Here is an 11,861-nt window from a genome sequence, read left to right as displayed (position 1 = left end):
TTCTTTATATCTCAGAAGAGTTTCTTATTGGCTTCCAAGTCTCTCTTGCGCATGATTCCCTCCAGGAAGTAATAATCTGCATAGTTCAGCGGCACATCAATCTCGGCACCATGAGGAATACTTCCTACGGAGTGCATCAGAATGAAGTTACCGTTTGTCCCCACTTCGGCACGGTAAGCCGGAGAGCCAAGGCTTTCCATAATCTTATCCGCCGTTTCCTTATAATTCTTGCCGGGAATATAAGTACTCAGTTCATACAAGGCAGATGCCGTACAAGCTGCCGCAGAAGCATCGCGCGGTTCGTTGGGGATGTTGGGAGCATTAAAGTCCCAATATGGAACGAGGTCTTCCGGCAAATTCGGATTGTTGAAGATAAAGTTATAAACCTTTTCAGCCATATCCAGGTATTTCGAATCATGGGTGTAACGATAGCACATTGTGTACCCGTAAAGAGCCCATGCTTGTCCGCGTGCCCAGGAAGACTCGTCGGCATAACCCTGCGCTGTCTGTTTCTTACGCACTTCACCGGTCACGGGATCATAGTCCACTACATGATAACAGCTGTTATCGGCACGGAAATGATTCTTCATTGTTGTATCGGCGTGTTTCACAGCTACATTATAATAAGTAGAATCACCTGAAAGTCTGGATGCCTCGAACAACAGCTCCAGGTTCATCATATTGTCGATGATGACCGGACACTTCCAGCCACGTTCGGCTTGCCAGCCTTTATCGGCATCCCAGGATTGAAGCACACCTGCCGCCGGACGGAAACGGGTGGAAAGTGACTTAGCGGTCTGAATAATTACGGGTTTATATTCCTCTTTATTGGCAAAGCGATATCCGTTCAGATAACTGCTGCCAATCATGAAGCCTACATCATGATGCCAGGTGAGGTATTGCACAGAATCCAGTGCCTCGGTGTACTTCTCAGCCAATGGCAACCATTTCTTGTCGCCTGTCAGTTCATACGTATACCAGATATTGCCGGGGAAGAAACCGGAACACCAGTCATCAATAGGTACATAAACAATGCTACCGTCTTTGTTGATTGTTCTTGGATTCAGGATTTTCCCTGATTTCTCGATAATGTCAGTCTGGATAGTTTCCTGTGCCACCGCATTATCAATATTCTCCTGGATAAAATCGCTCTCGGCCTGTTTTTTCTGACCCGTGCAACTTGCCAAAACGAGGAGAGACACTCCCAATGTCGTGAGGATTGTTTTCATAATAATGATTTGTTTATTAAAGTTTCGTATTCTTTCGTCAGCAAATGTAGGGCAGTTCCATGGAAAAGACCCTCATAAATTATCCAGTAAAAGGGTAAAATTGTTACATTTGCACATAAATCGTACAGATTGAACTTTTTAATCATATAGAAAACATGACTCCACAAGAATTTTTCAAGAAAGACCGCTATGCGGAGCAAACCGGTGTAGAACTGCTGGAAGTGCGCGAAGGATATAGCAAGGCACGGCTCGTCATCACGGAAGAACACCTCAATGCGGGGCACCGTACACAGGGCGGAGCTATCTTCACCCTTGCCGACCTGGCACTGGCCGCCGCTGCCAATTCACACGGTGCACTGGCTTTTTCCCTTTCTTCCAACATCACCTTCCTACGCGCCAGCGGCCCGGGCGATACTTTGTATGCCGAAGCACGCGAACGGTACATCGGACGAACTACCGGTTATTATCAGATAGACATCACGAACCAGGATGGGAAGTTGATTGCCACATTCGAGTCCAGTGTATTCAGAAAGGGAGACCCGCTACCGTTCACAGTCTAAGAGTTACAGGCTCGTAACTTTCTCACTTCTTCCTTACTATCGACTCCATCGGATAACGGTTGCCCTGCACACTCTTCAGGAAAGCCTTAGCCGAACCGAAGTTGAGATACATATCCAGGCGGATAGGAAGGTGGTTCTTATCATCGGAAATGAAGAAAGTAATCACCTCTTTTTCTTTTCCTTTCTTATACTCTACGAAAGAGAAGACGAGGCAACGGTAGATTGTGTCGTTATTCGCCTTTATGTCTTCTTTTCCACGATAAATCAGCGTTTGCTCTTCCACCCTGCGGCCGGTAGCCATAGGAAACAGTATGCGGTCGCCCACTTTATAATCATCAGGATTATAAGAACGTGCCTGCGCCAGAATACTCAGCATATCAAAGATGCAACGGGTATCACTGTACTCCATTTCCTGCGGGTCGCGGTCACGCCACGTACGCTTTTGCTTCACATGAGACATGCCATCCTTATAAGAGAACCAAGCCTCATCCACCGTATAGCGGTCACCCTCTTCCGCCGCCTTACGGAAATAGAGGGGTTCCAACTTCTCACTGACGTAGCAGGTCAGCGTATCGCGCATCTTGAAGAAGAAATCCGTCTTCTTGCTACCCACGGAAAGCAGGTTGAACCGATAGGCAGGTTGCGACTGATAGGTAGTGGAGAAGGTCGTCAGACTTGCCAGTCCGACTTTCTTCCATATAAATTTCCAATTGAAATATAAATCATACATCACGTGCTCGCCCGACTGAAAAGCGGTGTTTTGCGCCGTACATTGGGCTTTGGCAGGAACAGCAATAGTTAGTAACAGGGCGCCCAACAGGCAGAACACCCATCCGCGTTTACCGGCGATTGCCGGAGTTGCGGTTATTCTGGTTCTTCTTTTTCTTGTCTTCATCTGGTTTTTGTTTTTTAAGTTCTTCCGGTTTCTGCTTATCCAGCGGCTTTTCATTTATGTTCCAGGTCTGCGTCAGGTCAAAGTTGGCCTTTAGTTCTATAACCTGGGGATAGTAGAAGACTTTTTCCGGCTGCCGCTTATCTTCGTATTTTCCGGTGTCCCACACACCGTTTCCATTGGTATCATTTATGAGGCGTGCACCGTATTTGCCGGGATTCAGGAAGTAGAAATCCGCCTTTCCATCGACCACAGGCACCGTGCGCACCACCTTGTCCTGTCCGTCCAGCAATTCTACAAACGCCAGCGAATCCGCCCCGCTCACATTATAGAAAATCTGCCCGTATTCTTCGGGCTTCTTCACCTTGAATTCTTTCTTTATCTTATCAGTGAACAGACCATATATTCCGTAGAAAGCCGTTGAATCCACCTCAAAGCTATAACTTTCACCGGGTACCCAGTCCGCATAGACGTTATAACGCATCAGGTTCAGCGAATCCGGAACAAAGTCGAAAGCAACATCATTCCACAAAGTGTCCACCTTCTGCCTTAAATGGATGGCACCGTCAGCGGCACTTGCCAACGGTTCACTGAAGGTAAGGGAAATGTAATCGTAAATATCCATCGAACCCGGCGCATACACATCCACAGGTAAGAACACGGTCGGTTCTACATATTCCTTGCCTTCTTTCTCGGCTTTCTTTTTAGCCTTCTCCAATTCTTTTTCTTTCTTCTCACGCTCTTTTTCCAGCTCTTTCTCCGACTTGGGTCTGATTTTAGACACCAGTTTCAGCGTATCTGTACGGGGAACCAACTGATTCAGCGTATCCGTATACAAATAAGAGAGGCTCATCTTCAATGTATCTATCTTGTAGACCAGTGAATCTCTTATCCAGTACGTCAGCGTATCAATGCGTCCGGTAGGCATCTCCACGACAAAAGCGTTGGTTTCATCGAAGTTCAGTCCCTTCAACAGTGGCAGGCTATCCGCCGTAGCCGAGAAGTAGAAAGAGAACTTGCGGGGTTCGGGACGCTCGCTCTTGATAAGGCGTTGTGAAAAAGAGCGTTCTTTGAAGCAACGCAAAATGACGTCATCCGGAAGATAATGGGTATATGCCCTTTCCATAATCGTGTCTACCGTCAAGGAGTCTTTCCAAAGCGTATCAAAACGGATTCGTTGATCCATAGAAGGAATTATCAGAGAGTCCTCGAAAGCAATAACCTCAGTGGGCTGACTATAATAAAAGTTCTGGTCGGCATCCTGCAACCCATAGATACGGTATTCGCCCGGAGCGACACCCCGGATTGTGAAATGCCCGCGGCTGTCGGTACGCCCCACCCTTTCGAAAGGTTTCGTGGTAAAGGCAGAATCTGCCAGGTTGGAGTGCATGCCTACCAGCATACCTTTCACCGGTTCCAGATTTGAAGCGTTCAGCACAGTGCCCGAAACGACCATCGAGTCGAGATTGGTTCCCGTGGAGAAAGTAAATCCGAAATCGGGCAACGGATTGCCTTCATTATTATCCTGAATGGCATCAGAGAAGTCTATCGTATAGGTAGTATTCGGCTTAAGTGAGTCTTGCAGGGTGATAACAACCTTTTTTCCATTGGCCTTTATCTCCGGCTGCTGCACCTGAGGCGGGGATATCACGATTTTCTCTCCCGGTTTCTCAAGCTTAATAAATTCGTCGAATTCAATCGTAACCTTCTTTCGGGTATTATTGAGCGCACCCGGTGCCGGAGTACTACCCACGAAACGAGGAGGAGTCTCATCATAAGCACCACCTTCCGGACGCCCGATACTAGCGCAGGAATAAAGTACAGCAGCAACAGCGGCAACACCCGCCAAACGATTGAAAAGAGATTTCATATTCGGATATTTGTTACATAACATGCTGCAAAAATAAAGGTTATCCATTAATAAGCAGTATGCTTTACAGTATTTTAATCAAAAAAGGGCAATATAGTACTTAAAAACAGATGATAGCAGGGAAAAGTTCGTTCCCGCAACGATGCAACTACTGATGTGGTTCAAGAGTAGTAATTTATTCAGGACGGTACACTTTTCACCACAGAGGACGCAGGAGACACAGAGTTTTTATATTTCTAATTCATAGATAATTACAGGCTCTGTGTTCTCTGCGGTAAAATAGTTAATTTCTATTAGGTTATGAACACAATCCAACTCCTGATCCGCATAAATAATATTAAGTTTCAGAGGTTAAGCCGCCGCATCGCCACTTTTATCCCTTTTCGCTGCGATGGTTAAGGAAAATTATAATAGGTACTTATTCTTTCCACCATGGATAAAGTTGCTTTCCATCACGGGGAAACTTTCTTTCCACCATGGTGGAAAGAAAGAAACTCCACGGTGGAAAGAATAAATGTTCGGATGGAAAAGGCTAACCGTTGGAAGGAAAAAAGCATAGGAATGCCTAAAAAAGGAATTAGCTATTGCATTTAGTTCATTTCTGAGCGGTTATGAATGAAATGGGTGATTATTGCGCAGCTCAAGGCTGAAAGCCTTTCATCTTATAGCCCAGGGCAACGCCCTGGGAATTGAGTTATGTTTATCCCTGCGCCCTGTAAGGGCATAACAGCACACATCAGCTTTTGCCCTTACAGGGCGTAAGATTGTGGGGACGATTCATTCCCAGGGCGTTGCCCTGGGCTATAAGATGAAAGCCTTTCAGGCTTAGGCTGCGCTAAATTATCATTTGCTTCATTTCTATACCGTTATGAATCAAATTCAGTCAACGGGAAAACGAGTTGACAAGGGACTACGCTGTGTTAACGAAGGTGTGTCAAAATAAAGGTTAGAACACGAATTATACAAATAATTCTTTTTATACTTCTGATAATCAGAGTTTATCAGATTTACCATTTGCGTAGCTTGTATAATTTGCGTTCTTTTATTCAGTTTTGACACACTCTCCTACAAACAAGAAAAAGTTTTGCTATATATAAGATATGTATGAAACATAGTTAAAAATGCACCAATATAGAACTAATCTGTTCAAAAATAGATAATTTTGCACTCGAAAAACCGGAAGAGTGCTTTTAGTTTTCCCCTTTGCTTACCGTACAATCCAACTATGACAAGACATGAGAGCCTTTATTCATCAAAATGAAAAAATAAACCAAAAGACAGAGAATAATTACGAGTATGAAGAGTAGATTGATTTTATTGGCATGCTGTTGCCTGTCACTGTTCAGTTGTGGACAAGGTGACAAAACTACGGGTAAAGCACCCGAATTCGCAGTGATTACAGTGAATACCACCACTGCTAATCTGACAAATAGTTATCCGGCGACTATTAAGGGTAAACAAGATGTAGAAATCCGCCCCATGGTAAGCGGTTTCATCACAAAATTGCACGTGGACGAAGGTTCTGTAGTACGTAAGGGGCAAGTGCTGTTCAGCATCGATCCCGTACAGTATCAGGCTGCCGTGAACTCAGCAAAAGCTGCTGTTGAAACAGCCAAAGCTGCCGTAAACACACAGGAACTTACCGTAAACAATAAGCGTGAGTTGAATAAGAAGAACATCATCAGTGACTACGACTTGCAGATGGCCGAAAACCAACTGGCACAAACAAAAGCACAACTGGCACAAGCTGAAGCACAATTGGTAAATGCTAAAAACAATCTGTCTTATACCAGTGTAACCAGCCCCAGCGACGGTGTAGTAGGTACCATCCCCTACCGTGTAGGTAGCCTCGTCAGTCCTTCCGTAGCCACTCCGTTGACTACCGTTGCCGATATCTCCGAAATGTTCGCTTACTTCTCCATGACCGAAAGACAACTGCTGTCACTGATACACGAAGGCGGCAGCATCAAAGAGATTTTGGAGAAAATGCCCGATGTGCAATTGCAGCTCATCGATGGAACCATGTACGCCGATAGCGGACGTGTGGAAACCATCAGCGGCGTTATCGACCAAAAGACAGGTTCTGTTAATATGCGTGCCCTTTTCCCCAACCAGCGCAACATTTTGCGTAGTGGCGGTACAGGTAACGTAGTATTCCCCAACCCTATGGCAGATGTCATCATGATACCGCAGTCGGCTACTACAGAAATTCAAGACAAGAAATTCGTGTTTGTCGTACAAGCTGACAACACCTTGAAGAACACTGAAATACAGGTATTCAAGTTGAATGACGGCAAGTATTACTACGTGACCGAGGGTTTGAAAGCAGGTGACAAAGTGGTAATAGAAGGTGTACAGAACCTGAAAAACGGAGCCACCATCACTCCTATTACTCCTGCCGAAAAAGAAGCCGAATATCAGAAAGCGCTGCAAGACCAGAAAGACGGTAACATTCAGACGGCGTTTCAATGAAAGAATGAAAAATGAAAGAATGAAAGGCTGTGCACAACAGACGCAGCATTAATTCTTGGCCCATTTTAATTCTTTAATTCTTTAATTCATTAATTTTTCATGAAATGAAATTAGATAGATTTATTAATCGTCCGGTGCTATCCACGGTAATCTCCGTGCTGATAGTAATTCTGGGACTTATTGGTCTGGCAACACTGCCTATCACCCAATATCCGGACATTGCACCCCCAACCGTATCGGTGCGTGCCACCTATACGGGTGCCAACGCCCAAACGGTATTGAACTCTGTCATCGCACCGCTGGAAGACCAGATTAACGGTGTGGAGAACATGATGTACATGACTTCCAATGCCACCAACAGTGGCTCCGCCGATATCTCCGTTTACTTCAAACAAGGAACCAACCCGGATATGGCGGCCGTCAACGTACAGAACCGCGTATCCATGGCGCAAGGTTTGCTGCCTGCCGAGGTAACCAAGGTCGGTGTGACTACTCAGAAAAGACAAACTTCCATGTTGATGGTATTCTCTATTTATGATGAGACGGACTCGTATAACATCGAATTCCTTGAGAACTACGCCAATATCAACCTTATCCCTGAGGTGAAACGTGTGGCCGGTGTAGGTGATGCCATGGTGCTGGGTACAGACTATTCCATGCGCATCTGGCTAAAGCCCGACGTGATGGCACAATACAAGCTGATACCTAATGACGTAGCAGCAGTGCTGGCTGAACAGAATATCGAGGCTGCCCCCGGACAGTTTGGCGAACGTGGCAACCAGACATTCCAGTACACCATACGCTACAAAGGACGTCTGCAACAGCCGGAAGAGTTTGAAAACATCGTTATCAAGGCAATGGAAAACGGAGAAGTGCTCCGCCTGAAAGACATCGCCGAGATTGAGCTGGGACGTCTGACCTATAGCTTCAACAATACCGTAAACGGACATAAGGCCGTCAGCTGTATCGTGTTCCAGATGGCAGGAAGTAACGCTACGCAAACCATCAGCGACCTGGAGCAACTGCTGAACGACTATTCCGGAAAACTACCTTCGGGCTTGCAAATCAATATTGCACAGAGTGCCAACGACTTCCTGTTCGCCTCCATCCACGAGGTAATCAAGACATTGATCGAGGCCTTTATCCTTGTGTTCATTGTGGTGTACGTCTTCTTGCAGGACTTCCGCTCCACACTGATTCCCGCTATCGCCATCCCGGTAGCATTGATTGCAACATTCTTCATGCTGAAACTCATCGGTTTCAGTATCAACTTGCTGACGCTCTCGGCCATGGTGCTTGCCATCGCGATAGTGGTCGACGACGCCATAGTCGTCGTCGAGGGCGTCCATGCGAAGCTGGACCAGGGGTATAAGTCCGCCCGTGCCGCTTCCATCGATGCCATGAGTGAGCTGGGTGGTGCCATCGTTTCCATTACGTTAGTCATGATGTCCGTATTCATCCCCGTAAGCTTCATGGGTGGTACGGCCGGTATATTCTACCGTCAGTTCGGTCTGACGATGGCCATCGCCATCGGCTTCTCCGCATTGAACGCCTTGACGCTGAGCCCCGCACTGTGCGCCATCTTCCTGAAACCGCACGAAGAACATGGTGAAAAGAAATCTACATTCATCAGCCGTTTCCACACTGGCTTCAATGTGGCTTACGACAAGATGTTGAAGAAATACAAGAACAACGTATTGTTCTTCATCCAAAAGAAATGGTTGAGCTTTGGTCTTGTAGCAGGCTCCATCGCACTGCTGATATTCTTCATGAAAATCACCCCGACAGGTATGGTGCCCAATGAAGATACAGGTACCATCATGGGTGTAGTAACCCTGCCTCCGGGCACTTCACAGGAACGCGCACAAGAAGTGCTGCACCGTGTGGACAGCCTGGTAGCCGCCGAGCCTGCCGTTGCATCCCGTACGGTGATCTCCGGTTATAGCTTCATCGGCGGACAAGGACCTTCCTACGGTTCAATCATCATCAAGCTGAAGAACTGGGAAGAACGTTCCACCATGCAGAACTCAAACATCGTCTACATCACGCTCTTCATGCGTGCGCAGAAGATTATCAAGGAAGCGCAGGTATTGTTCTTCGCTCCTCCCATGATTTCGGGTTACTCTGCATCCAGCGACATCGAGCTGAACATGCAGGATAAGACCGGTGGTGACCTTAACCACTTCTTCGACGTAGTCAACAACTATACCGCTGCATTGCAGGCACGTCCGGAAATCAACTCGGCAAAGACCACTTTCAATCCTAACTTCCCGCAGTATATGCTGGATATAGACGCTGCCGCCTGTAAGAAGGCCGGCATCAGCCCGAGCGACATCCTCAGCACCATGCAGGGATATTTCGGCGGTCTGTATGCATCCAACTTCAACAGTTTCGGTAAGATGTACCGCGTAATGGTTCAGGCAGAACCCGAAGCAACCAAGAATCTGGAATCATTGTCGAGCATCAAGGTGCGTAATGGCGATGAAATGGCTCCTATCACCCAGTTCGTCTCTATCAAGAAGGTATACGGACCGGACATCATCAGCCGTTTCAACCTCTATACTTCCATGAAGGTAATGGTTGCCCCTGCTTCCGGCTACACTTCCGGTCAGGCACTGGCTGCCATCTCCGAAGTAGCCCAAGAGAACCTGCCCGCCGGCTTCGCTTACGAACTGGGTGGTATGGCTCGTGAAGAGGCTGAAACCAGTGGCAGCACCACAGGATTGATCTTCGTTCTCTGCTTCGTATTCGTTTACCTGTTGCTGAGTGCGCAGTACGAGAGTTACATCCTGCCGCTTGCCGTGTTGCTGTCCATACCGTTCGGTCTGTTGGGTAGCTTCCTGTTCGTCAACGGTATGAGTGCCATCGGTAATATCTCCATACTGAAGATGATAATGGGGTCCATGTCGAACGACATCTATATGCAGATTGCACTCATCATGTTGATGGGTCTGTTGGCGAAGAACGCCATCTTGATTATTGAGTTCGCCCTTGAGCGTCGTAAGATGGGTATGAGCATCACATGGGCAGCCGTACTGGGTGCCGCAGCCCGTCTTCGTCCTATCTTGATGACGTCATTGGCTATGATTGTCGGTTTGATTCCGCTGATGCTGGCTTCCGGTGCGGGAGCTAACGGTAACCGTACGCTGGGTACTTCGGCTATCGGTGGTATGTTAATCGGTATGATATTGCAGATTTTCATCGTACCCGCATTGTTTGTGGCATTCCAGTACCTGCAAGAGAAGTTCAGCCCGATGGAATGGACCGATGTGGACAACTCGGATGCAGAACCTGAAATAGAACAATATGCTAAATAAATTAAGAATGAGGAATGAGGAATGAAGAATTTGCTGCGCTATAATAAGCATGCCGAATGGCAATTCTTCATTCATCATTCATCATTCTTCATTAAACAATATGATATGAAGAAACAAATAATAACTTTGATGTGTGCGACTGCTTTACTGAGCAGTTGCCATATCTACAAAGCATACGACAGACCCGAAGACATTACGGCTGCCGGACTGTATCGCGACACGACAGCCGTGAACGATACACTTGCCGCCGATACTGCAAACTTCGGTAATCTGCCTTGGAGGGAAGTATTTACCGACCCACAGTTGCAAGCACTTATCGAGCAGGCACTCGTCAATAACCCCGACCTGCGCAGTGCTGCCCTGAACGTGAAAAAAGCCGAAGCCGCCCTCATGTCGGCACGCCTGGCTTATGCCCCCACACTGGCGCTGTCTCCGCAAGGAACCGTAAGCAGTTGGGATAAGGGAAAAGCTACGCAGACTTACTCACTCCCCGTAACGGCAAGCTGGCAAATCGACCTCTTCGGCCAGATTCTGAACCCGAAACGTGCGGCAAAGGTGTCACTGAAACAGACGCAGTTCTATGAACAAGCCGTACAGACACAGGTGATTGCCAATGTAGCCAATATGTATTACACCTTGCTGATGCTCGACCGCCAGCTGCAAATCACTGAGGAGACTGCCGAGATCCTGAAAAAGAACGTGGAAACCGTGGAAGCCATGAAAGATGCAGGTATCTACAACACCACTTCTGCCGGAGTGGAACAGACCCGCGCCGCTTATGCACAGGTATTGGCATCCCTGCCCAATATGCGCCAGAGCATCCGCGAAACAGAGAACGCCTTGTGCCTGATGCTGCATCAGCCTGCGCAGAGCATCAAACGCGGCACACTGGAAGAGCAGCAATTACCGACAGAATTCTCCGCCGGCATCCCCTTGCAGTTATTATCCAACCGTCCCGATGTGAAAGCAGCCGAGATGGCTCTTGCCGCAAGCTATTACGACACTAACAGCGCACGCGCCGCCTTCTATCCGCAAATTACGATAAACGGTTCTGCCGGATGGACCAACAGCGCCGGTTCAGCTATCATAAATCCCGGTAAGCTACTGGCTTCCGCAATAGGTTCGTTGACACAGCCTCTGTTCTATCGCGGTGCCAATATCGCCCGTCTGAAACAAGCCAAGGCACAGGAAGAACAATCCAAGATTCAGTTCCAAAGCGCTCTTCTGAATGCCGGAAATGAAGTGAGCAATGCGTTGTATCAATATCAGATGACCACGGAAAAGGCTATTTCTCGTGATATTCAGGTAAATTCTGCCCGTAAAGCTGCGGAAGATACAAAAGAATTGTTTAACTTAGGCACGTCAACGTATCTTGAAGTGTTGTCCGCCGAGCAATCTTACCTCAGCGCCCAAACTTCCGAGGTGTCTGACACCTTCGACCGTATGCAGGCTGTAATCAGTCTGTATCAGGCACTCGGAGGAGGAAGAGAGAAGTAATTATCAACTATTAGGTATTAAATA

General features: G+C 47.3%; 7 protein-coding genes. 4 read left to right on the top strand and 3 right to left on the bottom strand.

The annotated features are described in order from the left end of the window. Positions 1-11: 11 nt before the first annotated feature. Complete coding sequence (locus tag BUC01_RS06275) at positions 12-1,229, bottom strand: glycoside hydrolase family 88 protein (protein ID WP_073313062.1); 1,218 nt, start codon at positions 1,227-1,229, stop codon at positions 12-14. A gap of 155 nt (positions 1,230-1,384) precedes the next feature. On the opposite strand from BUC01_RS06275, the gene BUC01_RS06270 reads away from it, so the two are divergent. Then, positions 1,385-1,789, top strand: a complete 405-nt coding sequence (locus tag BUC01_RS06270) for a PaaI family thioesterase (RefSeq protein ID WP_025835161.1) — start codon at positions 1,385-1,387, stop codon at positions 1,787-1,789. Between the two features lie 22 nt (positions 1,790-1,811). On the opposite strand, the gene BUC01_RS06265 is transcribed toward BUC01_RS06270, so the two are convergent. Together BUC01_RS06265 and BUC01_RS06260 are read right to left on the bottom strand one after the other, a co-directional pair. Beyond that, a complete protein-coding gene (locus BUC01_RS06265) occupies positions 1,812-2,684 on the bottom strand; it encodes a DUF3108 domain-containing protein (RefSeq protein ID WP_073313061.1) in 873 nt (290 codons plus the stop codon). Beyond that, positions 2,629-4,551: an Ig-like domain-containing protein gene (locus BUC01_RS06260; protein WP_025835159.1), complete on the bottom strand. Its 1,923-nt coding sequence runs from the start codon at positions 4,549-4,551 to the stop codon at positions 2,629-2,631. Before BUC01_RS06260 ends, BUC01_RS06265 begins: the two co-directional genes overlap by 56 nt. Before the next feature lie 1,296 nt (positions 4,552-5,847). Between BUC01_RS06260 and BUC01_RS06255 the strand changes: the two genes are divergently transcribed. The 3 genes from BUC01_RS06255 to BUC01_RS06245 all read left to right on the top strand — a co-directional run bounded on the left by BUC01_RS06255 (position 5,848) and on the right by BUC01_RS06245 (position 11,837). Beyond that, positions 5,848-7,023 carry an efflux RND transporter periplasmic adaptor subunit gene (locus tag BUC01_RS06255; protein WP_025831247.1) on the top strand — a complete coding sequence of 392 codons (1,176 nt, stop codon included), beginning with the start codon at positions 5,848-5,850 and terminating at the stop codon, positions 7,021-7,023. A gap of 104 nt (positions 7,024-7,127) precedes the next feature. Further along, a complete protein-coding gene (locus tag BUC01_RS06250; protein WP_073313060.1) occupies positions 7,128-10,340 on the top strand; it encodes an efflux RND transporter permease subunit in 3,213 nt (1,070 codons plus the stop codon). A gap of 105 nt (positions 10,341-10,445) precedes the next feature. Continuing rightward, on the top strand, positions 10,446-11,837 hold the full coding sequence (locus BUC01_RS06245; RefSeq protein WP_073313087.1) for a TolC family protein: 1,392 nt from the start codon (positions 10,446-10,448) through the stop codon (positions 11,835-11,837). Positions 11,838-11,861: the final 24 nt, after the last annotated feature.

It is taken from the genome of Bacteroides stercorirosoris (assembly GCF_900142015.1).
GTDB classification, from domain to species: domain Bacteria; phylum Bacteroidota; class Bacteroidia; order Bacteroidales; family Bacteroidaceae; genus Bacteroides; species Bacteroides stercorirosoris.
Note: the sequence above shows the minus strand (reverse complement) of the source record. Positions and strands in the feature narration are given on the sequence as shown.

Coding starts and splice junctions, on each gene's coding strand:
- BUC01_RS06275 (WP_073313062.1), bottom strand. CDS start 1,229: ATGAAAACAATCCTCACGACATTGGGAGTGTCTCTCCTCGTTTTGGCA.
- BUC01_RS06270 (WP_025835161.1), top strand. CDS start 1,385: ATGACTCCACAAGAATTTTTCAAGAAAGACCGCTATGCGGAGCAAACC.
- BUC01_RS06265 (WP_073313061.1), bottom strand. CDS start 2,684: ATGAAGACAAGAAAAAGAAGAACCAGAATAACCGCAACTCCGGCAATC.
- BUC01_RS06260 (WP_025835159.1), bottom strand. CDS start 4,551: ATGAAATCTCTTTTCAATCGTTTGGCGGGTGTTGCCGCTGTTGCTGCT.
- BUC01_RS06255 (WP_025831247.1), top strand. CDS start 5,848: ATGAAGAGTAGATTGATTTTATTGGCATGCTGTTGCCTGTCACTGTTC.
- BUC01_RS06250 (WP_073313060.1), top strand. CDS start 7,128: ATGAAATTAGATAGATTTATTAATCGTCCGGTGCTATCCACGGTAATC.
- BUC01_RS06245 (WP_073313087.1), top strand. CDS start 10,446: ATGAAGAAACAAATAATAACTTTGATGTGTGCGACTGCTTTACTGAGC.